Below are 24,554 nucleotides of genomic sequence, written 5' to 3'. Positions count from 1 at the left end.
TGTAGTGGTCAACTAAATCCGGACACTTGGTTAGGCCGTTCTTCGGCTTTTGCTGGCGGTATCCCGTCATTGTGTTGATGTGGACGCCGCCAGTTGTAGTAATCCATCAGGTAATAACTGATATCCCGCTTTGCTTCCCGCAAGCTCATATATCCCATAGCCGGGAGCCACTCTGACTTCAGGCTTCTGAACAACCGTTCCATCGGGGCGTTATCCCAGCAGTTGCCACGCCGACTCATGCTCTGGGTCATGCGATAGCGCCACACTCGTTGCCGAAATGCCCTACTGCCATATTGGCTGCCCTGGTCAGAGTGAAATAGCACACCAGATGGGCAACCCCGCTGCTGATAGGCCATCTCCAGGGCTTTGATTGCCAATTCTGCATCAGGTTTATCAGACATCGCCCAGCCCACGACCCGCCGAGTGTGCAGGTCAAGCACCGCTGCCAGGTAATGCCAGCAACCACCGGCCCAGACGTAGGTGATATCGCCACACCACACCTGATTGGGTTGCTGGACATCAAATTCGCGGGCCAGCAGATTGGGTATGTCCGGTCGTTCAGACTGTGCCACCTGATAGCGATGAGCGCCCGGTTGCTTGGATACCAGACCGGCTTCCTTCATCAGGTTACGTACTTTGAATCGGCCAATCTGATACCCCAACTCTCGCATCATCGACATCAAGGCGCGGCTGCCTGCAGAGCTCCTGCTCTCTTTGAACAACCGGCGCAACTCACAGCGCTGTTGCATACGTTCACGGTTAATCGTCCGCCTGCGAGCCAGATAATCGTAAAAACAGGAGGTGGGAACATCGAAGGCGCAGCAGACCAAAGTGATGGGGGCTTGCTCCCTTAATCGGTCTATCAGCGCGTATGTGTGAACTCGTCCGCCATCAAGAGAGCAGTAGCCTTTTTTAGAATGTCCTTTTCACGTTCGAGCCGGTTGATACGGGCTTCCAGCTCCTGAATTTTCTGCTGCTCTGGAGTCAGTGCTTTGCTGATTGGGGTTGTGCCAGTTCGTTCGGATTGCAGCTGCAGAACCCAGCGACGGAGCACTGTTTCACCGACATCCAGTGAACGGCTGGCTTCAGGGACAGAATATCCTTGGTCGAGCACCAGGGATGCGGCTTCGAGTTTGAATTCGGCAGTAAATGAGCGACGTAATCTTGTCATTGAACACCTCAGGTCATGGTGGCGACTGTACCACCTAAAATGGTGTCCGGGATGATTAGACCACTACACAATGCTGTGTGCCTGGGTAAGATCCAGCACGCCAGACCTGTATAGTCGCTCAAGCATGGCCCGTTCATCAGCTGGTAACGTGGTAGAGCGGGTCAGTGAACGCCAGGCTTCTGTGGTGCCAGCCTTAAACTTGCCGTGCCTCCAGTAATCCCTCAGCGCCTCAGTCATAGCGGAAGCAGACTTGGCAAAGCCGTACTTGGCGCCAAGCTGCGGCAGCATTACGGTGAAGTTCTGGGTCATGTTAACAACAGCAGAGGCCAGCGATGGGCCGATGTAGTAAAGGAAACCTATGTTACCAGCGGCTCCTGCCCACGCTTTCCCGGTGGGGTTCATGTTTAGATCGTGGCGCTTGTTCATCTCATTAAGCACCTGTTGCGCGATCTCCAAATCATCCGGCTTGAGGCTGCTTGGCTCGCCGGCTACACCAGCTCTGATCTGCTCGCTTAGCTTGTCCAGCTCCCCCTGCATCTTGTGGCCATAGCGGATCTTTGATACATGCCGGGCATAGTGGTAAACGCTGTTGAGGTATGCCCGGTGCGCATCGCGGCTGGCCCCCTTCACCCGGCGACGGTGAATTGCATGCTTGGCGTAGGAGGCATCCGGCATCATACGCAGCATAGCCTGCCAGATCTCGTCTTTCAGGGCTGTCTTGCTCACTCCGTCTGCGTTATCGAGGAAGTTCAGCATCTCCATGCCCAGCTGGTTAGCATTTGCGCTGTCACCACTGCCCTCCTCTTTCACCGTCATTACCGCGTTGTAACCATCTCTCTGGTACTGCTTGACTGCCTGCTCAGCGTCTGCACGGCGCTCGAAGTGCTCACGTACGTACTCGTCTCCCTTACTAGCCTTGATCACGTAATCGCCGTAGCGGGTCAGCGGAAAGTAAGGACCATGCTGCAGGGCGTGTTCCATCTTCTGACGCATCCCAGCAGCCATAGCACGCCCTTCGCTGACGCCAAGCAAGTCTTCCAGTCGTTGCTCTATCGCTCCGCGCAGAGATTCCCATTGCTTGGTATAGGTGTCGAGCATGGTGCCATATAGCGCCTTGGCATTAGCTGGTAACGCATTGTACTGTTTGGCCAGCGCTGAATGATTCAGCTCTATGGTACGCAACTCCGCTTCATAGGCGGCACGGGTCTCAGGCTTCTTGGCCCGCTCCAGCTTCTGTTTTGCCTCCTGATAGTAACTGTTCTCATCAAGTGACTTGTCCGGGTGCAAGCGGGCCATTGTCGCGTCGTGCATCAGGTTGGAAAGATCAGCCTTTTCCTGCTTGCCAAGTGCATCCCACAGAGGGTCTATCCGGGTTTCTGCATCCAGCAGAATGTCGTTGCGATCAGCCTCCATCTGGGTGCGCAAGCGCTGGTACTGGGATACAGCCCCGCCCGTGATATATCGGTAAACTTGGTCAATCTGCAGGTCGGTCAAGGTGCCAAGCATCAACGGCCGCCCCTGCTTGAGCCAGTTTTTTACTGAGCTAAGAGCAGCTCCGGCTTGGTAGACCGCCTTTTGCTTGATGGATTGCTCAAGAGTTTTAGAGTCGTCGGCTGCGGTATTGGATTGGCTCATCTTGAGCCCGCCCTTGCGGATATCATCCTTGGTGAGTACATTTGAATCAGAAACCCGTTCTGGTGAACCACGCTTGGGCAATTGGAGCCCTTGGGTCGTACCGAGCGGGTTTTTATATTGGCTGGTACGTCCATCCTCCTGACTGAACTTCTGACCACCATCCGGGCCGCCATTGTCAGGGCCGCCGCGCTTCATCTTCTTGCCCAGCCCCTCAATAAGCCCCCTGGTTTCGGCGGCGGTAATGCCACCAGGAACAAAGCCGACAGTGCGCAGCGCCTTGGTAACCCATGCCACCACCTGATCCCAGCCTCGGCGCCAGGCACTCTGCTCCAGCTCGGCAAGGTGGGCAACCACCTCCTCGGCCTGCACCCCCAGCTCCTCGTCAGCGTAGTGGGTGTCTACCCAGTCCCACACCGCCTTCATGCTCGGGTCATTCCTGGATTTGATTAGGCGGCTGATCAACTTGGTGTACTCGCCATCGCCCAGCACATTGGCCAGCCCGTAGTGGGCCAGCACCTCATGGCGCAGGATCTCGCGCATCCGCTTGGGGTTGGCAATGGTATCGGCGGCCACATGCAGAGTGCCGTTGTCATCATCGAACGCGGCGCGGCGGATCAGGCCGTCTTTGGCTGCCAGACCAAGCGCCTGCTCCAGATCAGCCTGGGTGGCGTGGATCTGCACATCAATGCCGCTGGCGCCGCGGTACTGCTTGAACCACTCCTTGGTGACCAGCTCCGCCTCTTTACGGGTCAGGTGCTTGGCTGGCTTCTCGCCCTGTGCCATAGCTTGCTTGGAAAAGCTGATAATGCGTTCAGGCTTGTCGTCTTTGGCTGGCTCATCGGCTTGTTTGCCGATCACCTCCTGATCGCCACGAATGTTCTGCTTGGTGCGCTCTCCGTTGCGAATACCTTTGCCAACCGCCCTGATAAGGCTGTCCAGCTCATGCTCTTTGATGGGGCCTTTCACCAAACCTGCTTTACGCAGCAGACGAGCGAATTCGGTCTTGATGTCATTCCAGGTCTGAATGGTGCGGGGCGGCAGCTCTTTCTCTGCGATGCTGGCAAAGACTTCCTCCGCTTTGCCCATTTCATCAAGGTGCTTATAACCTTTGTTCGCGGCACTCCATTCTTTGGCTAGCCACGGCTGTTGTTTCGCATCAATTAGCTTCTGGAGAAGGGAGCGCTTATTTTCAGGCGTAAACGTGTCAGTACCGTAGTGACCCAAGAGCTCATGGCGCAGAGTCTTGATGAGGTCCTCTTTAGCGCCAACTCTTCCAGTTTGCGCCTCTCTCGCTCCGCCTTCTCCTTTTCCAACTCTTCCAGTCGCGTGTTCTCGCGACGACTTGCCTCCTCTCGAACCTCCCTGCTCACCTTTCTGCTCCCCCACGGCACCAGTAGATACCCCTGCGCCAGTGCTTTCAGGTTTCCGAACAGGTATGTCTCGAATGGATGCGGAGGAGGAAAGTAAGGAGCTCCCGTTGTCTCCGGCATTTCCGGATATGATGGTGACAAGTCCAGCGCTTGGGTGGTATGCACCTTTTGTTGTTCTGGCGAACTCTGTTCCTTCAACGCTGGGTCCGTAGATTTCACTGGCCTTCTCCCTGATAAATGGCTCAACCGGAATGTTGCCATTGTAATCCCTCAGGAAATCGTCAACCACCTTCCCTGCGTCCTCAACAGATAATCCCTTCCGCTGCTGGGACAAGCGCACGTTGCTGGCTGGCACGGCATCAGCCTCAATCTGCTGCACCGGCTCGCTGGCGGCAGGCGCGACATACTCCCGCACCTTGGCTGCGGACGACTTGGCGACCACCATGCCTCCCTTGCCCGGGATCGCCTTCACGCCGCTATCCTTGGCCCACTGCTTGATCAGCGGCACCTCGCCTTTCAGGGTGATGGTGCCATCCGGGTTATCGATGGCTTCCGCCCACGGCGTCGGCGCGACGGCAGTCTCAGGCGCTACCGGTTCAGGTTGCGCCACCTCAGAAACAGCAACCCCGGCATCAGTGGCCGGGGCTGTCAGTGTTTGGTCATCTTGCTGCTGTCCATCAGGTACAGGTGGAGCAGCAGCGTTGTCTGTCTGATCTCCGGGTCCAGCTCGGTCGGTGAGTCCGGCAATGGCTGGTTCAGCGCCCGCTGCAACTGGTTCGCCTGTGACAAGCTGATCGCCTTGTCCTTCACTGCCGACTGCAAGTGCCTGGGGAGCCTGCTCATTGGAAACCTCTGCTTGTGGTTGGGTGATATCAGCGATCTTGGCGATACCGAAACCGCCGCCATCGAGGGGGACCGGCGTTTCATCCTGACGACTGGCCAGTGCCGCCTCTTTCTCGCTGGAGAAAGGCAGGCCACGGCGGGTCAGGCGCAGGCTGTTGTATTGGGTTGGTGTTGCGGTAGGTTGTTCCTGTCCAATTTGAGCTGCAGTTGGTGCAGGTAGCTCAGTGCCTACCTCGCTTGCCACGCCATCAATGGTGGCGCCTGGCAGCAGGCCACCTTGCGGTGGAGGCAAAGAACCATCACTCATAAGCTCGCCACTGAGGCTCAGATCTTCAATCGCAGGCGCCATGCCGGCAGATTGCGACGGACGCTCAACCACCCCAGCATCTTGCTCCGTGGCATTGGTTGCCACGCCGGTACCTGGATCCATCAACTCCCCTTCCAGTGGAATGATGGGACGCCCTTTGAAATCATGGCTGCCACGCACGAACCCTTGCCGCTCATAGGCTGGCACATCACGGATAGGGTCGAACTTGCCAGACCCTAGCGGGTTATTTTCACCGGCAAACATGCTTTCGATCTGGCTGTCGATGCTGGCCCCGCGCTCAGCCTGACGCTGATCCAGGCCGTGGATCATATCGTCCATCTGCTCATCACCGGTCACCACCCGGCGCTCAACCCGCACTACCGGCTTGCTGGCTGCCTGCGCCTCCGGCCCACGCACGCCGCCAACCACACCACCGAATGCACCACCAAGGGTGCCTTCGTTCAGCGCGGAGGAGAGCACGCCAGCCATCGGGTCGCGGGTCTCATCAGCCCACTCCTGCACCGCCTGGTTAACGGCTCGCTGGGTTTCGCCCCCCTGCCATGCTTCGGTAGCACCCTCACCGACAAAGCCTCGAGCAGCAGCGCCAGCGCGTGTGGTGCCAACCTTGCCCAGCACGCCGCCCACGCCGCCACCGGCACCGGTCAGCATCCCGGAGAGGAAATCAGCCGACAGCGCACGGGGATCAGACCACGCATCGGTGGCCGCCTTCTCGGCAATGCTGTCTATCGCTGCGCGGCGGATATCGCCAACACTTGCCCCCTGCATATCACCATCAGCCAGCTCCCAGTACGCCTGCTGATAAATGGGGTTGGCGTTGAGCTCATCATTGCCAAGGCCATTGAGGAACCCACGAGCCTCCTGCTCTGCCTGCTGGGCCCGCATCCCTGATGCCATCGCCCCGGCATGGGCACCATAGCCGATAGAGGTCAGGCGGCCGATCGCTTTATCCAGCACAGCACGCTTGGCTGCCTCGCTGGGCGCGGCAAGATACGCAGCCCGCACAGAGTCGAGCGCCCCAGCCTGAATGGCATCCTTCACCGTGGCTTTGGCCACCAGTTCGCGCGCCTGCCCCTCCACCAGATCCTTGGCCAGCAGCTTGCCAGCGCCACGCAGCACCGGTTTTGCCAGCACGCCAGCCCCCTTGGTGCCGCCTACCAGCCCGGTGAACTGCCCCAGTACGGTAGCGAAGTTGCCCGCCCACGCGCGGGGATCGGCCCACGCATCGCCAGCCTCAATGGCGCCGGTCTCCGTATTCTCCTGGAAGAACTGCTTGCCCATCGCCTCCCGCATCGGGGTAGACACCTCTTGCAGCTGGCCATCAGCCCACGCACTCACCCCGCGCCCGGCATCCTTGAGCCCCTGCGAGTCGGCGATCTGCCCAACCGTTTCAAGATCACCGCCCAGCGTCTGGCCAAGGCCGCGCTGGAACATGTCTATGCCGTCCATGATGATCCCCTGCTCATCAGGCTGCTCTTCTGGCTTGCGTGATTGTTCAAACGCCATACGGCGAGCCGTTTGCGCTCTCAGGAAATCATCATAAGTGGGCTTACTGGCCATCAGTTCGTTCTCCGTAGGCAATAAAAAAGCCGGGCCCCTGTTAAGGGTCCGGCCATGATGGGGAAATTTTGTGCCACTACCGCTTAAATGGCAAGCGCGGCGCTACCAACTAACTAGCTACCTACACCGCATCGCTGACATAAAATCGATCAAGATCGCCATCTTTTAACATCGCCTTTGCCTTGATGGTGATCACTTGGTTATGGGCGTAGCTAGCCAAGTATTTATTGTCGGGCATCAAAAATGCCGGATCACTGACGTCAGCTTTTATGCGGGCATTACTCTCATCACCAACAAGGCGCACCTTGCCGGTTTTAGATTCTTTATCCAGCTCGGTGAATACCACTTCCCAGTCACGCAACTCGGTCAGCGTGACATCGCCTTCCGACCAGATGGCGTCTCTGGTTGCCTTATCAATGGTGGTTTTGTAAGGATCTGTCTTCTTGCCAATCGTGAGCGTGTCACACTCCTGCCCTACCGGCTCAACTGCGTTACGAACTGACGGGCGTAGCGAATCCGCCATCTTCTCGATGGTGGTCATCATACGATCGATAACTTGCTGGTCGCGGTTGCCAAGCTCTCGAATCGCTTGCTCAAGTCGCTGACTAAGTAGTTTCATCTCTTCCCTATTACCACTCGCTTTCGCGACAACAAACGCAACAATACCACCGAACAAGGCGCCACCAAAGCCACTAAAGAGTTGCTGCTGTTGCGCAAACTCAATGATAGCCGAAAGTTCAAAACACTTCGCTCTTGGTTCTGAGGCGTAAACCCTCACCCCTTGCGAGCCGAATTGCTTGGCATATTCACCAGTTACAACAAAATGTGAAGACACGGCAAGCACTCTGGCAATGCCCTGCAAAGACCCGCCAAGAGCGTACAGATCTATCTTGTGCTCATCAGCCATTCTGCCGTCATAAGTAACGGGTACTTCCATCAATTCAATTGCCACGTCGCTCTCCCTAGTAAAATCAGAAGATTTTACGGTGCCGAGCGAAAACCACAAAGTGACCCCAGTTGCACTTTAAACAAAAATGGGGCCGAAGCCCCACCGTTATTACTCTGCCTGTTCAGGCATCATGCGCTCTATCCGCGCCGTTATCTTGGCCCGCTCAACGCGAGTCATATCGACACCTTCCAGCTCATCCAGCAAGGCGGCCAGCTCCACCATCAGTTGGGCGGCGCTCATTGGCTCACCCCCAGACGGTGTTTCTCCTCACTGATCCAGCACTCTACAAAGATGAGGGCGTCAGTGATTTTGCTGTGCGCCATTGCTACAGCGCCTTCACCCTGATCATCCATGGTGGAGACAACACCCTTTTGCGTCAGCTGTTGAGCGTCCTCAAGTAAACCTTCTATCTCCTGAAGATAGCCAAGCACCGGATCGGTTGACTCACGCCGAGTTGGGAACTGCACGACATTGTCGCTCATTGCAGACCTCCCGGCGCCGGGTGCGAGTTGACAAGTGGGTGCTCCTGCTTTAACTCAGCAAGCATGTCGCAGGCGTAAATGTATGCCATTCCAGCTCGCTCCATTGCGATATCTTTCAATCCATCGCTGTTGTCGTCGCATACCTTGATGCCGCCGATAATCTCCTCAACCTCGGCAAGATACCAAACGGCCCATTGCAGATCTGTCCACTCGAGGTCTTCACCAGCTGGATCCTGTAAAGCATGGATCGGAACAACCTTGTTGTCGCTCATGCTGCGCCTCCAACTTCCAGCGCAGTAATGATGACACCAACCGCCTCTGCCCCAGCTTCGTTATAGCGAAAGGTCTCTACCTGCTTGGTCGAGCTGCGGGATTTATCCAGAAAGAACTTTCCGTATCGCTCAGTTTTCAGGTTGTGCTCGTTGGCGATACGACCAACCTTATTGGCGCTGATCCCAAACCGCTCGCCCACCTCGGATGCACTGTAATAACGCTCAGTCAACACTGGCAGAGGAAGGATGTTATCACCAACCACCGTATTGACTGCCGTCGCCATCGCGGTTTGTTTTGCCTCCTGACTCAGGTTGGGCATGACCGACAGTGCCACAGTAATGGCATCCGCCGTCATTTTGATCGCCCTCGCCTGACGGTATTCAGGCAGATAGGACTTGGCGGCCTTCTTGACAGATTGGCGATCAGCCTTACCGGTTGTCCAGTATTGCCAGAGCACCTCGTCACACTCTTCCTGATAGGCAACCACCTTCTCGCGGATCTCGGGGGAGACCTTGCCCGGCTGAACCGAGTAGAGCCAGGCCGGAAGCTTGCGGAGTGGAAGGCAAGTCATTGTCTGATTGCCACCGGCTGAAGGTATGGTCATTTCGACCATACCTTTGAACTTTGCTGTCATTTTGCGGTGCTGGGTTTTCCAGTCCAGCCCCATCCCCTCAACCACCGGTTTCATTGGAACATAGGGTTCGCCTTGGTGATCTACCAGATAGAGGTTGCTGCCATGGAACGGCACGAGCATTGACTGATTCGCGGCCCTGCCAATAACTTTGGTTTGCTGATACTGTTGTTGTATAGTCATAAGGTAACTCCAATCATTTGCGTGGTGGGTTTACATTCCTCGGCCTTGGCGGCTGCAACCGCTTTGGCCGAACTCTTTCTACTAGAACTTGAACTCATTCAGGTTTACCTCTCCCCGCTTTACCAGCGCATCCAGTACCGCCAGCCTGTACATCACCTCTGCTGCCAGAGTCCTGAAATGCTGGTCCGCACTCTCGCTATACTCCGCGATCATCGCTGAGGTCATGCGTATCTGTATTGGTTTTTTCTTCTCGCTTGCCATCCTCTCCCTCTCTTGTCTGTTGTTTCGACATGATGAAGATAATCCAACAAATTAGTGCATGCAATGATTTTTCAATACCATATGTGAAACGAAGCGCTTTGACTCTCCTGCGCTGCATGGTAAATACTTGTAGCCATTGAAAAATGCTGATTACTATCCCAATCGGCACATTAGGACCAGTTATGGCTATCGAGAAAAAATCAAAGAAGAACACTACTAGCGTTAACCTTTCCCTCAGGCTAGATCCGCGATCTAAGTACCTGATTGATCTGATGGCTAGACATCAAAAGCGGACGATTACCGGAGTGATTGAGTGGGCGGTTGAGCGCGCCGGCGCTGAAGCCATCTTCGATATTGAGCACGGAGAAAGCTTTTTAGAGGTGATTGATAGGTTATGGTCAACCGACGAGTCGGTCCGTTTGGCTAATCTTGCCCAGGCACGGCCAGATCTCCTTGATTATGATGAACTAAGGATCTGGGAAACCATCAAAGCATCACCAGACCTCTGGAACAGTAATGGCCAGTTGCTGTACTCAACCTTGCAGGAAGAGTGGGACAGCCTGCTAGAGCATGTCGAGCAGCACCGTCTAAGTCGAGCGGTAAAGCCGTACTTTGTTGTCTTATAAAACAACCAATGCTTAGCGATGCTCTCTTCAATATCCTTGTGCTCAACTGTGGGTTGGCTCTGGATTGATCCAAGAAAGGGATAACCTTGATGAACAAAGTCTTTCCAATAACTCTGCTTCTTTTGATTACCTTTACAACACCGTGTAGTGCAAATACGGAGCCCACCTACGAGTACTTTTTGAAGGCCCAAAAGGAGCGCAGGGAAAGTTATGAGCGAGACGCCAAGCTGAATAAAAACATTATTGAAAGCCTGCGGCATGGAGTATCAGATATTAATAGCAAGGCACCCATAGACTATGGCAATGATGTATTTATGACATCAAGCAGCATCACAGATAACGGCCTTATGACCATGAGATTCATTATGAAGTCAAACACCCGATTTCAAATTAATCCAAGGTTGATTTCTGAGGAATTAGTCAACCTAGCATGCACCACTAAATCAATATACTCCGGTATAGATGCAGGCGTCACCGCAAAAGTATTGCTTACCACGGTTGACGGGTTTGATGTTGAATCTGGCCCGATAAGCAAATCAACCTGCGCAAAATATAAATAGCCCGCCGCTCGGCGGGCTTTGTTATTTCTGCATGGCTGCAAACGATGATATGGATGGGTTGGATGATAATGCCCCATCCTGATATGCTTGGGCTCGCTTCTGCAACTCGGCATTGATCTTGGCCCGCCGTTCCGCTTCACCCAGCACTCCGTTTAGATTCTCATTTGAAAACGCCGCGCTCGCCTTGGTGTTTACTCCGTCCCGTGCATCACCAAAAGTTCTGCGCATTGGTGCGGTAGGCTCTGGCACTCTCCGCAAAGCTTCTGGGGCGGCTGCGCCAGTTCCTGAATTGCTGCCATCGCCATTGGTGTCGGCCCCTGGGCCAAGCGATAGCCAGTACTGCAACTCACCCGCGCCGCCATACTCAGAAACCAGCTGTTGCACGTTGGGATCCGAGGCGATCATGTACCCCATCATATCGTGCATGGCGATCGCCTGATCGCGCTGCTCCGGGCTAATCTTGTCATCCGGCATCGCCATAATATCTGACTTCTGCTTGGCGATAGCGGACAGTCTGCCAATGGCGTTTTTAGCATTGGTTTCACGGTATCTGGCGTCGGCGTTGGCGTTCGCTGTTGCGGCCGCTGATGCCAACTGCTTTTGAAACATAGCCAGATCATGCTCCCGCTGCTTGGCGTTCTCACTGGACTGCGCCGCAAGGCGAGTTTCGGTGTCAGCTTTGCCAGCATCAATATTCTTCTGAAGCCGAGTCTCTGCCGCAGTCAGCTCAGTGGTCATCTCCTCCTTACGTTGCGCAGCTTCCCGCTGGCGCTGCTGCTCGGCAAACCCGGCTTGTGCGTTGTTGATGGTACCTGCCCCAAACCCTTTGGCCAATGCTGCGAGCAGGCTCATGCTGCACCCCCTTGCTGTTCGGCTTCATCCATCTTCTGCACGATGGCCTGCAGTATCTGGCTGGCTTCTGCCAGGATCTGGTCGTCAATCACATCATTCTCGGCGTCCATCTCCTTGAGTTTGTCCATGGCGCGAAACAGGGCGTCAATCTTGCTGTCTGGATCACCAATCTTGCCGGATGCCAGCATTTCACGGCAGCCGGCATACACCGCCTTGACAATCTGCTGCGCCGGCACGCTGCGGCCAGCCTCCTTGGCCTGCTTGAGAATGGTGAAAATACCCCCTGCCACCGCATCGGCGACCCCCTGGATCTTGTCCTCGCCAGCCTGCAGGCGACCGGCAACGGCCTGCCCACCATCGCCAAGCAGAGTGGCGCCAAGCATCTCCATCATACTGGCGTGCATCGCGTCATCATTGCCAGCTTGCTGCTGCGGCTGCTGGCCCTGCAGATTCTGAATCAATCCCATCACTCACCATCCCATGCATACTGAGCCCGGATACCGGGGGTTACATCAAACCGGCTGGGGCTGAAATTAAAATCGCCAGCCATGTTCTTATCGAGGTCGCTATTGCTCGGCAAGGAATAACGCGGAGGGGCTGAGTCCACCTCTCCATTGCTTCCACCATTACCATTGCTGTGGCTGGCGCCCGCTTGGCTGACGGCATTGCCAGCCTGCACATTAAGGTCGTTGAGTGCAGCGCCAAAGCCTGACGCTGGCTGGGTCAAGCCGCTCGCCACACCAGAAACCAATTGACTTGCCCCTGGTACCACACCAGACAGAAATCCCATGGCGGCTTTAAGAGTCGAGTCTAACCCCCCTTCTGACCCGAGGGATTGCCCTCTCTGCCCAGTGAGCCGTTCGCTATCAAAATCACCACGTGCAGCATCTCGGCCGATGCCAGAGAAGTAGGAGTCGGTATTGCCGACATCACCGACCAGCCCCGCAACCGCCTTGCCAGCTCCTCCCAATATCGCGCCACCGAAAATATTGGCGCCCGCCTGCTTGTTAAATGCCCCTGATGCGTCGGCAATATTGGCCTTGTCGCGTGCGGTTAAAGTGCCGTTTTGCGCCTTGCGCTGGAGGTTGCCAATCACCCCATTCACGTTGTCAGTTTTGATGGTTTCGTTGAAATTGGTAGACGGCCCCATACCAAGAGCGCCCTTGACCTTTCCACCAAGCGAACCATCGTGCATGCCATACATCGACGGGCCGCCGATAGAGCTGATGTTGTGGTTTGGCGTGCTGGGAGCTGCGCCGTAACTGCTCAAGGTCTGGTTAATAGAAGAAACTCGACTGGCAATGCCACCCTTGCCGCCTTGGTTGCCGTTGGATGACAAGTTGCCACCGCTCGCTTTGGCGTTTCCGCTCGCCATGGCTTGTGCGGCTGCTCGCCCAGCACTGTATGCTCCGCGCTGCGCAGCCTCGCTCATGCTGCCCGTTGAGCGGTTTGCGCCACTGCTGCCGGCCTTGCTACCCGACGAGTTCGCACCACCACTCTTGCTGGATGCTGCTCCCTTGCTGCTTGAGTTGGAGGTGCTGCCACGATTGCCTGCGCTGGCGCCCTGGCTGCTTCCGTTGCGGTTATTGTTGTTGGCACCCTTGCTCGAGCTGCTGCCACCTTTGCTGCCGCCATTACCGCCCTTGCTGCCGCCGCTATTTCCGCTGCTCTTTGCCATTTACGCCCCCTGCTTTTTAATGTTGGCCAGCACGCCACTGGTCAGAACGCCCCCGGTAGCCATGCCATCACCAGCCAGCCCAGGGGTCGATACCTGGTACTCGACCGGCGTCAGGTTGGCCGGCAGTCCATTTTCCTGACGCAACTGGTCCTCCCTTCCCCATAGGTCTTGCTGCATATTGCGCTGGTTCTTCTGGGCCTCTCGGTTCTCCAGATAGGAGCCGCCAGCAACCAACGCGGATCCCAGCAGGGTTGCAGCGCCAGGGCTTTTCTGCATCCAGTCGCCCGCATCCTTTAACCCGCCAAGCACTGCATCAACGGCCTGGTCAGCCATGTCGATCGCGCCTGATACGATGCTGCCAAAATCAAACATGTGACCTCCTTACTTTACGTTTACGCCGGGCAGTGATGCGGACGGGAACTTGGTCCAGTCTGGTTTGATGGTGCTGATGTTGGAGTACATCTGCTGGTACATGGTCAACGTCGAGTTGAGTTCGGTTTTCATGTTGTTGACCAGCTTCTCTTTGTCGGCGGCCTTCATCGTGTTGTCAGCCATGACCGCTGCATAGCGGTCGTTATAGGAGCTGACTGCCTTATCGACCGTGCTCATGTACATCCCGTGGGTATTTGCCACCACCTGCTGCGCCAGCTGATCCATGCTGGCCTTGTTTTGGTTGTCCAACTCTTTCAGACGCTGCTGACCCTCTGCATCCAGCAAGCCAAGGCTGTTTTTGTGCAGCAACTGATCCCGCTCTTTTTGGTATTGGCTCTGCACCCCCAACTCTTTCAGGCGCTGCTGACCCTCTGCATCCAGCAAGCCAAGGCTGTTTTTGTACTGCAACTCGGCCATCCCCTTTTCATGGCCAAACTGATTACCCTGCATGGTCAGTTGATGACTGCGATCAATCCGGTTCTCGTCACTCTTCCATGCCTGCCCCGCGTTCTGGCTGGCGATAGGTAACGCCGCATCGACGATCGCCCGCTGAGATGCCTCTGCACCGATAGACGAATTCGACAAGCCGCGACCGGCCGCATATTGCTCGCCCTTCGCCTTGGCCATGCGCATCAACAGCCCATCCTGGCTAATGGTCTTGTTTACCTGATCGTTCACGTCCTTGGCATCAAAGGGCGTGGTTGTTGCGGTAGTTGCTACCATGTATCCCCCAATAAAAAAGCCGCCTATTGGCGGCTTGCTTGAATACTGAATGTCACCAGGTGAACGCCTGTACCGCGCTCACATCAGTGAGGGTGGAGACAGCAAGTTCAGCAGCGTTACTGGCCTGCCGGATCTGCTCGCGCAAGACCAGCACATCAGCCACCGCTTCAACTCCTGCCTCCCCGAGCCGCTCACGCTCCTGCGCCCGCTGCAAGCGCCAGTCAAGCGCAGTAATGCGGCGTCCCGCCTCAAACTTTATCTCTGAAATTTTACGCGCTTTTGCCTCATCAAGACTAAGCGGCTCTGGAGCTGGCTCTGACTCTGGCTCTGGCTCTACCTCCGGCTCCGGATCCGGCTGCACTTTCTCACGCCATCTATTCGGGTGAAACTTGTTAGCAAATCCGGCATCAGCAAGAATCGTGTTAACAACGACTCCTGAACTATCCAAAATCTCGATTTCCATTATCTGACCCTCCGAATTGCTACAAGTCCTGCACCATTGACACCCGCCGCACAATAACCAGGAATTCTGGCCAGCCAGCCTGAATCACCGCGCTTACCTTGAGAGGAAGTGAAGGCGGATGAGCCTATTGCGTAGTACATCGTCGCTGTATAGCTGCCCCCCATCTGCAAAGAATAACTACCTGCCGCACCACTTGCGGCAAGTACGCTCGCCACGCCGGGCCCACCTCCGTGATCCCCACCATCACCGCCTACGACAGCGATAGACGTAAGGTACAGAGCCGGATTCACAACGGCTCTGATGTTCGCGGACTCTACCTTCCCAGGGGTTCCGTGGCTAGTAAATAGCCCGCCTCCACCACCACCAGCTGAAGTCTCGCTAGTAGAGGGGTTACTAACAGCCCCACCTGACCCGCCAGTGAAATTGAGTTCGCCTCCAGAAGCAGTGCCCCCAGTTCGCGATTTTGCCCCATTCGCTATCATATCCAATGAGGCATCAGGGCATACAACTGTCGAATTACCTCCTGGCGCCCCTACAGTAACGACTACGCCCTGCCCCTTCTGCAAAGGGAATGACTGGTGTATAGATAGCCCACCTGCTCCGCCACCATCGCCTCTGGCTGGCCCACCCCCTCCTGCTCCGTGACCTGCTGACGACCCGCCAGCAGGGTGCCCGCCACCGATAACAATGATCTCGTACTCGCCATCATCTGGCACAGTCCACGAGCTACTGCTAAAAAAGACAGACCATGGATATTCGGTAGGAAAGCTCATATTGACAACATGAGCTCCGAGCGAAGAAAGCTCCTTCTGAGCCTCTTTTACCTCATTAAAAATAATCGGTGCCAGCTCATTCATAGCTCGGTCTCCACTGCGACAGACCCAGTCAGTCGTCCGCTTTCGTTATAGTGATACGAGGTGGTTGTTTTTCGTCCAAGGTAGGTTGACTCAGACCCTATCAGGCGACCCGAAGTGTCATAACTGAATGTGGATACTTGCTGCCCGGCAGGGAATAACGCTGTCACTACGGAAATTCGGCCAGTCGCATCGTAGCTGTAGTCAGCGCTAATATAGCGATCTGCGGTATCCGACCCATGCAGCAGGTTGAGAATTAAATCGCCGTCAGCGTTCGGCTTCTGACCATTGAGTGAGCGCATTGCCCCCACATCGCCAGGGGTCAGGTTGATATCCCCATCCAGCATCTTGCCGTTGATGAGGGTCGTCTTGGTTACGCGCTCCTGCATGTCCTTGGCGACTCGCTCGAAGCCGGTTTGCACGGCACCAAAGTCAGCCTCGACGGCCTGACCATCAGCCAGCTCGCCGGGGACATATTGGTTTAGTCGGTCATAATACGGGTTAGCCACGCCTTACCCTCCTTGCGAAATAGTCCAGCGTCACACCAGTGATGGTGAAGTTTGGGTCTGATGCGCTAGCCCCACCTACCATCAGAGATAGACTGGTTGATGTGCCAGACAGTTCGATAGGCGACTGGGTGTAGCCATAGCTGCCGCTCCAATAAAACTGGTTCCACTGAGCCTGATTCCAGATTGCCGCCTGATCCCAAGCAGTAGAGGCATCCTCACCGATCACCGCGCTCACTCGCTGACTGGTGAAGTGGGCATCCACCATGTAATCGGTTGACCATTTCACCTGCACTTGGGCTTGGTTGGGGGAGGTCTGCTCAACCATAGCGGCCAGCCAGGTCTTATTGACCGCAGGGGAGCCGGCATGAGCAAACGGAAGGCGAATGCGCCAGGTGATCGGCGCGCCATCAAATGAGCGAGATTCCCGATCGCAGGTAAAGACCATGCCGTCATGGCCATCGAGACAGAAGAACACCTGCTCACCCTGCTCCGTGTAACGCCACACGCCAGTCACCGGCGCGGGATACTGGAATGTGGTGGCCATGGGGGTGCCGTCGGCCAGCATGGTCACCGCCAGATTAGTCCTGCCGGCACTGAACAAACGATACTGGTTAAGCTCGGCAACCTGCGTGGATAGCCGCCAGTTCAGACCGTCTATCAGCGACTTGAAGTGGTGATCAGGGTCGAGCTGGTTGAGTGCGAAATCGCCGAACTCCTGCACCCGATCCAGCCTGACCAGGCCGCGATCGGAGAGACCAACCGGGAGAAACAGCGACTGACCAGTACCAGCCGCAATACCAACCGACTCTGAGAGTGCCCGCTGCTCCCAATCCTTCGAGCCAGATCCGTAAAGGCCAAACACCCGCTGCGCCGATGCGATCACCAGCACGCCGCCAGTGGTGGGCAGCATCTCTGTGATTTCATCGCCAATGGCAAATGACTCTGCGCCAAGCAAGGCGCTCCAGGTATGGGGATTGCCAGGCGCGCTGTGCTGGTACTGTCCACCCGGGTACCCCAGAAACAGGTGCCCGGCATGGACGGCGATCGCCATCGGTTTGTCTTTTGCGGCATCTGACTGTGCATGGAGTGGGACAAGCCACCCATCTTCCCGCAGCTCAAAGGCGCGCTGCACGCCAGAGACAACATAGGCGGCCCGCTGCCCCGCCCCGCCAAAGAAGTTGTGCACTGCAGCTTGATATTGGCCGCCAGCCTGAAAAGAGATCGCCGTCACACTGGAGACGGTGCAGGTACCTCCTCCCGGCGCGGTCAGCACATTACCAACGACCGGGGCCTCGCCGGGTGCTGCGATAACTACCCCGCTCTTACCATCTGCCGCCAACTGTGCGACGCACCGGAACGACTTGCCGTCACCAGTTCTGGTGAGGGTGATATCCCCATTGGGTATATTTGCCGCACTGGCAACAGCCAATACCGAGCCAAAGGTGGTGATCCGCTGCCAGCCTAATTCTGTCGCTCTGAACAGCCCTCCGGTTGCGGCGTCTATATCACGCACGGCAAACACAGCGCCGCGCACAGCGATAACCCCGCGAATAGGCCCAACTCCAGGCACCGCACTGATCTGTGAGCGACGCCAGTCGGCTGCAATCGCCTGGGTGGCAATGTTGTCGGCCTTGGTCTTGCTGTATTCGCGCCCAGCCTGCCGCGCCACATAGTGAACGCCATCAATCGCCAGATCCGCGCCTGCCGCTACACCGCCTTCAAGCGCAATGGCATTGATGAATGCCCCTGAACGGGACAAGTACACACCGCGCCCACCTGGCCATGTGATCGCCACGAACCGTTGGTGAGTTATCTCTGGCGCATCCCCTACATCTATCGATATGAACTTTCGGTTTCTGCTCGGCGATGGGTGACCATCAAAGCGGTCATAACCCAGCATTCGTGAGTAGCCACCACTGGCAAGAGCATCGACGTTCACCGCGGCCAGGGCAAATCCTGGCGCCTTAGCCAGCGGCGTGGTGGAAAGGTCAATCCCACCTTTCAGTGAGATGAATGTGCTATTGCGGGTTGGAAGTTTCACCACGCATCTCCATTCACCAATGAGAGTGGAGGCACATACCGCTTCACCAGCAGCCCGTAGTAGACATTCCACTCGCGCTCACCAATAGCAATGAGCTCGGTAGCAGCCTGCCGATACCCGCTCTGAGCGACCGCGTACCAGACGATAGCCATGTGATACTGCGGCTCAATGTACGGCGTGTCAGCCTCTGCGGTCATCGTTTGGGTTGGTGTTGGGGTTTCACCACGCAACCACTCCCAATCGTTGCGCAATAGCTGGATCTTCTCCCAGCTCTCACGGATTGCGTCTGCTGCAGCCTGGGTGCGCGGGCTGCCATCGGTCAGCGTTTTAGGTGGGCCGCCGAGGTCGTGCACCTCTGCGGCATACCGCCTGCACAGCTCAAGGAAGGTCATGGTTAGCCGACCAGACTAACCGGGTAGGACTGCACGGTGCGTGGTACGAGAGAGCCGTCATCGTTCTGCTCGTAACGGGTTTCAGTCGCCTGCTGTAAAACCTGATATACCGGTTCAGGTACTTCCACCGTCTTCTCGCGCTGGATGATGTAAGCAACACCGTTTACTCCGGCATAGACATCATCGTTACCGCGACTGTGAGGATCGCGCGAGATACGGATTTTTACCCGCTTTGCTTTGTTCAGCTCGCGCTGCTCGGCACTGGGTGCGCCAGTGATGGCTTCGGCACTAGGCGCTGTGTTTGCATCGCGGGTTACGCCGTTCGCTTGCTCCTGCTCGATGATCTCGGCGACCAGCTTGTCGCGACTGGTGTTGGCTGCCTTGTCGATGCCGAAGTTCTCGGACAGGTATTTTAGCAAATCGGCCGGGGCGGCGTTATTGAGGTCGATCAGTTCCATGGGTCTGTGCTCCTGAAAAAAGGAAAAGGCCCGCACTTGGCGGGCCGGTTATGGGTTGCGTATTAGAGGGCGGTAACCGCAACCTCGATACGGGTCAGCCACAGCTCGTTGAGGCGAACTGCAGTGAACCAGCTTTTCCAGGAGGCGGAGCCGCGCTGGCCGAGCGGGTCGCCACCACGCGGGGTGTTGGGGTTCAGGATCATCGGCACGATGGAGCCTGGGCCGCCATTTCCCTTGAGCGGAACAATACCGAAAGCGTTCTGCGCCAGCACAACCATCGGGTACACATCGGCACTGGTGCCGCCAGTGGAGACCATGGAGCCCTTGGCGCCACCTGCATCCGGCAGGGAGGCCAGCACCGGGGAGAGCACAAAGCGGAACTCTTCCACGGAGCCGATCTCTTCCGGGCACAGCGGCTGGCGGGTGCCGTACTCGGCAACGGACTTGAAGCCTGCCAGGCCGCGAATGTCGGAATCGCAGTCAGTGTGAGCCACCACCACAAACGCGGCCTCAACCGGCTTGGTGGCTACGTTGACGGACGGAGCCAGGATCTTGGTAATCTTCTTGGCGCGCTGCTTCTTGAGCGAACGAGCGGCAAGGCGCAGCTTGTTGAGGCTGATCGCGGTGTTCACACCATTGCGAGCAGAACCATTCGCATAAATAACGTTGGTACCGCCAGAGATAACGCCCCAGGTCAGCAGCTCAAAGGTTTCGCCAGCCTGCTCACCCAGCAGCATCTGCACATCCTGCAGTACCGGATCTTCGTGGGTATCGGCGATCACATCGGTGATTTCGCACCAGTCGCCATACTGAGACATACCGACGGTCACATCCTGATAGGCCATCTTTTTGCTGGCCGGAGTGACACCCTCAGTAAGCGGGGTGGTGGCCGGAGCGAACGGCACCGGGCGGCAGAACTTGACGGTCTGACCCTTGTTCTTGGGCTGCGGCTTGGGGTCACCAAACTTCTGCAGCACCAGGATAGGCTCGGCGTGCTCGAGCATTTTCACTTCGGCGATGATGCCGACACGCGGGGAGATATCCCCGTAGGTGGTGATTGGCATAGCTTATTTCTCCTGAATCAGTATTTGCGCTGCACCAGACGCTTGTCGGCGTCGGCTGCGGCACGGGTAAAGACAGAGGACTCATCCGCTGTATCCACCGTGGCGCGGCCCTGGCTACCGCCAAGCGGGGCCATGTCTGCCAATTTGCGCTGGCGCTGCGCGTTGCGTTGGGCTTGAGCTTGGAGCTGGGTGGACTTGTAGAGGGTCAGCACCACATCTGCGTCTGCTGCGCTGTCGGAGTTGGCGATGTTCTGCACGGAGGCGGGTTGCTGGGCGATCCAGGCTTGAAACTCCTGACTCACCACAACCTTTTCAGCATCGGGGTGCCGACGCATAAGCTCGTCAGTCTCGATGGTGATCAGCTCTTCGTGCTGGCGCTCCTTGGCCTGCTCACGCAGTTGGTTAACCGGCTCCATACCTTGCGAGATCTCGCTGCGCAGCCCATCGCGCAGGGCATCAGCGACGCCTTGCATGTGGTCGGCAATGTCGGGGTAGTCCTCGCGCATCGCGGCAATGCGGCTCTCCAGCGCATCGAGCTGGCGGCTGGCTTCCTTCCCATCCCCCTGCTTGTCTGCCTGCTGGATGCTGCTGATCTGCTCGTTGAACTGGCGCTCTTTCTCGGCAAGCTGCCGCGCAGTGGCGGCATACCGACCATTGGCGGAGCGGGCGGCCTGAGCCTCCCGATCCCGATCGGCGATCAGCGATTGCAAATAGGCGCGCTGCTCGGGGGTGGCGTCAGCGAACAGGTCATCGCTGGACGCGGCGTGCTGCTCGGCAGCAGAGGCGGCTTCCTGTTGATACTGTTCGTCACCGTCATCACTGGCGGCGTACTGTTGCTCGTCGTGCTGCTCGTCGTTTTGCGGCTCGCTGGTTGCGGGCTCACCACGCAAACGCGCATCGGCGGCACCAGCAGCTTGTGCGAACACATCCAGATCGCGGCCTTCGGCGGCGTTCTGTTCAGCTTCTGATGCGGCTTGGTCGTTCAGGTGATCCATGTAAAATCTCCAAAAAAAAGCCCGCACAAGGCGGGCCGTTGTTACCTTCCGGCGTTAACCGGCTGGCGTAAAATCGTTGATGAGCTTGTCGAGCAGTCGGATCTGGGCCCTGGTGGCCTGGGTCTGCTCGTGCTCCATGTCCTGCTCCAGGTCAGCGCGCAGCTGCTTGAGCTGCTCCTGCAGGTGCAGCAAGACGGCGTTGGTGTCCTGGCTACGGGTGAGCATGGTGGTGTCAGCTCGCCACGGATGGGTTATCAGGGCGCGGAGTGCCGTTCAGATCGGCCAGCGCGTCGGCGTCGGTCAGGACTACAGCATTCTGCGCATCATGCAACTGCTGCTTCAGCAGGTAGCCCTCGAGCATCCACACCTTGTTGATAGCGTTCTCGCGGGCGATCTTGCGGCCTAACTCGGCGCTGAAGTTCTCCGGGCTGGCGCAAGCGCTTTCCCCGGTAACTGTAAAGCCGTTCTTCAGCGTGATGACGCAGAAGGTCAGCAGACGATGCGATTGGTAAGGAGGCGGTGGGGCATGCTCCTTGGTGGTGTCCACGTCCGCGTGGCTGCAATGCAGGGTGCAAGCTACCGCTGCGCCAGCAACGCCATCTGCTGCGGTGAAGTAATACTCGCTGGCGATCACCTCTTCGATGCGCTGCGGGGTTACACGCGGGGCAGTCAGGCCCTTGGCTTGGATCTCTTTCTCGATCTGCTGGTCGCTCATGGCCACTCCAATAAGAAACCCGGCGCATGGCCGGGCTATGAAAATGGCGCTGGTTGCAGGACTCGAACCTGCGTCACCCAGATTATGAGTCGGATGCTCAACCATCTGAGCTAAACCAGCGAAGTTACTCTCTCACCCTGCCTCCGGCAGTGCTTGAGCAGGCCCTTTACCCCGGGTCGGGAGATGGGATCACCTCCTTGTCCAGATTGCGGGCGCCAGAAACGCAAAAACCCGCACAAGGCGGGTTATGAGACTCTGGCAGTCTTAGAGCTATTTTGTGCCACCTGCTGGAAAAGTCAACTACTCCAATCCGTAATTCCCGGTCGGCGGCAGGATCTGCTTCATCTTCACCTCGGCCATAAACTTCTGGGTGTCGTGGGTCTGCTGCTTGTCCAGCTTCTCCAGCTCCACCATCAGCTGCGCCTGACTCATCTGCTTGGCCTGTGCCAGCTTCATCAGCTCGATGCGCTCGCGGCGCTGGCTGTCTTCGTGCTGCAATTGCATAGTGGCCAGCTTGAACTGGCTGGAGAACTCCAGCTCCTGCTGCTTGAGCGATGCCTGCAGCTGGGCCATCTGCAGGGCGCTGGCGCTCTTCATCTGGGCGAGCTGGGTCTCGTGGTCAAACTTGGCCTGAGCCAGCTGCTGCTCCATCTGCAGCTTGATGAGTGCCGGATCTTACTGACCAGCTTCTTGCTGCTGCTTGATAGCCGCCTCGTACTCATCCTTGCTGCGCAGCACCTTGGCGTTGTCGATGTGCATGGACTGCAGCAGGGTCTTCATCGCCTCATAGGGGTTGAACATCGGCGCGAAATTGGGGTTCTGGCTGTACTTGTCCAGGATCTGGGTCAGCTGGGCGGTCTGGATCTCCTTGACCAGCAGCGCACTGGTGCCGCGGGCCTGCACCTCGAAGTCGCCCTTAATGGCGGCATCTTCGCTGAACTGCATGTTCCAGTTGTAGAAGCGGCGGATCATCGGCTTGGTGATATTGTCGTCGTACTCCTTCACTTGCTGGCGGCGCACGGCGTTGGCCGCGTTCATCAGCATCGACATGCCGCCCAGCGTCGGCGTCACCTGCCCCTGCTCACCTTGGCTTATCATTGGCACTCCGGCCTCGCGGTCGAGCAGAGAGAGCGCCAGCTGCAGGATATTGGCCATATCGCTCTGGCGGCTGTCGAAGTGGAACACCCCGAACGCCTTTTGCACCTCGGCATACTGCTGGTTGGAGTCCATCTCCCACACCTTGAAGGGAGTGGCTTCCCAGTTACCATCGCTCGGTGTGATGAGTCGCTTGTTTACCACCACCTGCGGCCCGACTGTCTTGGCGGCATTGTCCAACATTGCCCGCCACGCGGAGTTGATGATCCGCTGCGGGTGGCGCATCAGGTAAGGCATCGACAGGCCGAAGATACTCCCCTCGTCCGGCTCACAGACGTAGACGGAGTAGGGCCACTCCAGAGTATCCATCGGGTTGATGGTCACTTTCAGGATCACATCACCCGAGAAGATGATGACGCCATCGAACTCGCGCCCATCCAGCCCACTGATATCAACCCCGGCCACCGCCAGCAGCTCGATAGGCACTGGGCCGTGATAGGTCCACACCTCATAGCGGGAGTCCTGACTGGTGGGGTTGAGCCCGCACAGGTAGCGGATCTGGTCAACGAACTCGGCATAGCGGGTGCGGGTGGTTGACGGGTCTTGCGCCAGCAGCTTCTCGATCTGCTCGGGAATAAAGCCCATGTCGGTCAGATTGAGCAGCTTGCGCAGCTCCTTCTTGGTCATGTACTCCCGCTCGTAGACAAATTCACAGTCGGCGAAGCGGGTAGCACTCATGTCCGGTACGAAGTCCCACGGCAGCACGCAGCGGGCACCCGGCTTGAGATCCTTCGCAATCTCGACCGCCCATGAGCCATCCTCTTCGGGCAGCCACGCCTGCTTGATGGCACTCTCCACGATCGGCCCCTTGATGATCCCGGTGCCAATCTTGGCGGCATAGTGCAGCATGCGGCGCGACTCGGCGTTGTAGTCGCAGGCGATCAGCTGGTCATCAATGGTCTTTTCCATCGCGGTGGCGGCGGCTTGGGCGGCGGCCAGGATCTGCGATGCGGCTTGGGCGCTATCCGTGGGCTGCTGCTCGCCATTGGCACCGGTCATCATCTGCTTGGCCAGCAGGGACAGCTTCGGATCGGGAGATGGCGCAATGCCATAGTTCTTGTCATCGACCGGGAACAGCATATCCCCCATCTGGGCCGCCCATGCGTCGGTCTTCTCGCGGGTAATGTTGACGAAGGCTTGCGACTTCTTGGCAATCTCCAGCTCCTTGACGAACTCCGGCTCGTACTCGCCACGGTACTGGCGCAGGTCATCCAGCCAGCGTTGCTCGACAAGACTACGCTGCTGCAGCTGGTTATCGAGATCGCGAAAGCGACTGGCACCGAAGACATCAAGGGGCGAAAGCTGCTCCACCGCCTCGCCAGGCAGTGTAATTTCGGTCGGGTTGTTCATGGGG

Annotated in this window: 27 protein-coding genes and 1 tRNA gene; 2 read left to right on the top strand and 26 right to left on the bottom strand. The window is 57.2% G+C overall.

Annotated features, from left to right (window positions below):
* Positions 1-8: 8 nt before the first annotated feature.
* The 8 genes from AB5Y84_RS10445 to AB5Y84_RS10410 form a co-directional block, all read right to left on the bottom strand.
* A protein-coding gene (locus AB5Y84_RS10445) for an IS3 family transposase (RefSeq protein WP_368176341.1) occupies positions 9-1,171 on the bottom strand; the annotation gives its coding sequence in 2 pieces (ribosomal slippage) (positions 9-916 and positions 916-1,171; 1,164 coding nt in all).
* A gap of 63 nt (positions 1,172-1,234) precedes the next feature.
* Positions 1,235-6,904, bottom strand: a complete 5,670-nt coding sequence (locus AB5Y84_RS10440; protein ID WP_368176889.1) for a PLxRFG domain-containing protein — start codon at positions 6,902-6,904, stop codon at positions 1,235-1,237.
* A gap of 121 nt (positions 6,905-7,025) precedes the next feature.
* Positions 7,026-7,856 carry a hypothetical protein gene (locus AB5Y84_RS10435; protein WP_139441082.1) on the bottom strand — a complete coding sequence of 277 codons (831 nt, stop codon included), beginning with the start codon at positions 7,854-7,856 and terminating at the stop codon, positions 7,026-7,028.
* 105 nt (positions 7,857-7,961) lie between these two features.
* Positions 7,962-8,093, bottom strand: a complete 132-nt coding sequence (locus AB5Y84_RS10430) for a hypothetical protein (protein WP_368176888.1) — start codon at positions 8,091-8,093, stop codon at positions 7,962-7,964.
* Positions 8,090-8,335, bottom strand: coding sequence for a hypothetical protein (locus tag AB5Y84_RS10425; protein ID WP_368176887.1), 246 nt, complete (start codon positions 8,333-8,335; stop codon positions 8,090-8,092). The genes AB5Y84_RS10430 and AB5Y84_RS10425 overlap by 4 nt, the downstream gene beginning before the upstream one ends.
* Positions 8,332-8,607 (bottom strand): hypothetical protein, encoded by a 276-nt coding sequence (locus tag AB5Y84_RS10420; RefSeq protein ID WP_368176886.1) that lies wholly within the window; start codon positions 8,605-8,607, stop codon positions 8,332-8,334. Before AB5Y84_RS10420 ends, AB5Y84_RS10425 begins: the two co-directional genes overlap by 4 nt.
* Positions 8,604-9,422 (bottom strand): phage antirepressor N-terminal domain-containing protein, encoded by an 819-nt coding sequence (locus AB5Y84_RS10415; RefSeq protein WP_368176885.1) that lies wholly within the window; start codon positions 9,420-9,422, stop codon positions 8,604-8,606. The genes AB5Y84_RS10420 and AB5Y84_RS10415 overlap by 4 nt, the downstream gene beginning before the upstream one ends.
* 81 nt (positions 9,423-9,503) lie before the next feature.
* A complete protein-coding gene (locus AB5Y84_RS10410; RefSeq protein ID WP_368176884.1) occupies positions 9,504-9,683 on the bottom strand; it encodes a hypothetical protein in 180 nt (59 codons plus the stop codon).
* A gap of 182 nt (positions 9,684-9,865) precedes the next feature.
* Here AB5Y84_RS10410 and AB5Y84_RS10405 point away from each other — a divergent pair, with 182 nt between their 5' ends.
* A complete protein-coding gene (locus AB5Y84_RS10405; protein ID WP_368176883.1) occupies positions 9,866-10,309 on the top strand; it encodes a hypothetical protein in 444 nt (147 codons plus the stop codon).
* Positions 10,310-10,398: 89 nt separating this feature from the next.
* A complete protein-coding gene (locus AB5Y84_RS10400) occupies positions 10,399-10,869 on the top strand; it encodes a hypothetical protein (protein ID WP_368176882.1) in 471 nt (156 codons plus the stop codon).
* 21 nt (positions 10,870-10,890) lie between these two features.
* Here AB5Y84_RS10400 and AB5Y84_RS10395 read toward each other — a convergent pair whose 3' ends face one another.
* The 18 genes from AB5Y84_RS10395 to AB5Y84_RS10310 form a co-directional block, all read right to left on the bottom strand.
* Positions 10,891-11,721, bottom strand: coding sequence for a hypothetical protein (locus AB5Y84_RS10395; protein ID WP_368176881.1), 831 nt, complete (start codon positions 11,719-11,721; stop codon positions 10,891-10,893).
* Positions 11,718-12,191 carry a hypothetical protein gene (locus AB5Y84_RS10390; RefSeq protein ID WP_368176880.1) on the bottom strand — a complete coding sequence of 158 codons (474 nt, stop codon included), beginning with the start codon at positions 12,189-12,191 and terminating at the stop codon, positions 11,718-11,720. Before AB5Y84_RS10390 ends, AB5Y84_RS10395 begins: the two co-directional genes overlap by 4 nt.
* On the bottom strand, positions 12,188-13,399 hold the full coding sequence (locus AB5Y84_RS10385) for a hypothetical protein (RefSeq protein ID WP_368176879.1): 1,212 nt from the start codon (positions 13,397-13,399) through the stop codon (positions 12,188-12,190). Before AB5Y84_RS10385 ends, AB5Y84_RS10390 begins: the two co-directional genes overlap by 4 nt.
* Positions 13,400-13,771, bottom strand: a complete 372-nt coding sequence (locus tag AB5Y84_RS10380) for a hypothetical protein (RefSeq protein WP_368176878.1) — start codon at positions 13,769-13,771, stop codon at positions 13,400-13,402. It abuts the gene before it with no gap.
* 9 nt (positions 13,772-13,780) lie between these two features.
* Positions 13,781-14,554: a hypothetical protein gene (locus AB5Y84_RS10375; RefSeq protein ID WP_139441076.1), complete on the bottom strand. Its 774-nt coding sequence runs from the start codon at positions 14,552-14,554 to the stop codon at positions 13,781-13,783.
* A 52-nt stretch (positions 14,555-14,606) separates the two neighbouring features.
* On the bottom strand, positions 14,607-15,017 hold the full coding sequence (locus AB5Y84_RS10370; RefSeq protein ID WP_368176877.1) for a hypothetical protein: 411 nt from the start codon (positions 15,015-15,017) through the stop codon (positions 14,607-14,609).
* A 544-nt stretch (positions 15,018-15,561) separates the two neighbouring features.
* Positions 15,562-15,726 (bottom strand): hypothetical protein, encoded by a 165-nt coding sequence (locus tag AB5Y84_RS10365; RefSeq protein ID WP_287868640.1) that lies wholly within the window; start codon positions 15,724-15,726, stop codon positions 15,562-15,564.
* Between the two features lie 144 nt (positions 15,727-15,870).
* Entirely contained in the window at positions 15,871-16,380 is a 510-nt protein-coding gene (locus AB5Y84_RS10360; protein ID WP_368176876.1) for a hypothetical protein, read from the bottom strand.
* Complete coding sequence (locus tag AB5Y84_RS10355; protein WP_368176875.1) at positions 16,373-18,421, bottom strand: hypothetical protein; 2,049 nt, start codon at positions 18,419-18,421, stop codon at positions 16,373-16,375. The genes AB5Y84_RS10360 and AB5Y84_RS10355 overlap by 8 nt, the downstream gene beginning before the upstream one ends.
* Positions 18,418-18,813, bottom strand: a complete 396-nt coding sequence (locus AB5Y84_RS10350) for a hypothetical protein (RefSeq protein WP_287868634.1) — start codon at positions 18,811-18,813, stop codon at positions 18,418-18,420. Before AB5Y84_RS10350 ends, AB5Y84_RS10355 begins: the two co-directional genes overlap by 4 nt.
* 2 nt (positions 18,814-18,815) lie before the next feature.
* Positions 18,816-19,271 carry a hypothetical protein gene (locus AB5Y84_RS10345; RefSeq protein ID WP_368176874.1) on the bottom strand — a complete coding sequence of 152 codons (456 nt, stop codon included), beginning with the start codon at positions 19,269-19,271 and terminating at the stop codon, positions 18,816-18,818.
* A 62-nt stretch (positions 19,272-19,333) separates the two neighbouring features.
* Positions 19,334-20,335, bottom strand: coding sequence for a N4-gp56 family major capsid protein (locus AB5Y84_RS10340; RefSeq protein WP_368176873.1), 1,002 nt, complete (start codon positions 20,333-20,335; stop codon positions 19,334-19,336).
* 17 nt (positions 20,336-20,352) lie between these two features.
* Positions 20,353-21,330, bottom strand: coding sequence for a hypothetical protein (locus AB5Y84_RS10335; RefSeq protein ID WP_368176872.1), 978 nt, complete (start codon positions 21,328-21,330; stop codon positions 20,353-20,355).
* A gap of 54 nt (positions 21,331-21,384) precedes the next feature.
* The gene (locus AB5Y84_RS10330) at positions 21,385-21,555 is read right to left on the bottom strand and encodes a hypothetical protein (protein ID WP_162516394.1); all 171 of its coding nucleotides are present in this window, start codon (positions 21,553-21,555) and stop codon (positions 21,385-21,387) included.
* A gap of 7 nt (positions 21,556-21,562) precedes the next feature.
* The gene (locus AB5Y84_RS10325) at positions 21,563-22,045 is read right to left on the bottom strand and encodes a Gp49 family protein (RefSeq protein ID WP_139441069.1); all 483 of its coding nucleotides are present in this window, start codon (positions 22,043-22,045) and stop codon (positions 21,563-21,565) included.
* A gap of 44 nt (positions 22,046-22,089) precedes the next feature.
* Positions 22,090-22,165 (bottom strand) — tRNA-Met (locus AB5Y84_RS10320).
* A gap of 180 nt (positions 22,166-22,345) precedes the next feature.
* On the bottom strand, positions 22,346-22,696 hold the full coding sequence (locus AB5Y84_RS10315; RefSeq protein ID WP_368176871.1) for a hypothetical protein: 351 nt from the start codon (positions 22,694-22,696) through the stop codon (positions 22,346-22,348).
* A 24-nt stretch (positions 22,697-22,720) separates the two neighbouring features.
* Positions 22,721-24,550: a hypothetical protein gene (locus tag AB5Y84_RS10310; RefSeq protein WP_368176870.1), complete on the bottom strand. Its 1,830-nt coding sequence runs from the start codon at positions 24,548-24,550 to the stop codon at positions 22,721-22,723.
* Positions 24,551-24,554 lie beyond the last annotated feature (4 nt).

It is taken from the genome of Aeromonas sp. s11 (assembly GCF_040907945.1).
Taxonomy (GTDB): domain Bacteria; phylum Pseudomonadota; class Gammaproteobacteria; order Enterobacterales; family Aeromonadaceae; genus Aeromonas; species Aeromonas veronii.
The sequence above is the reverse complement of the archived record's forward strand: the minus strand, read 5'-3'. Positions and strand labels throughout refer to the sequence as shown.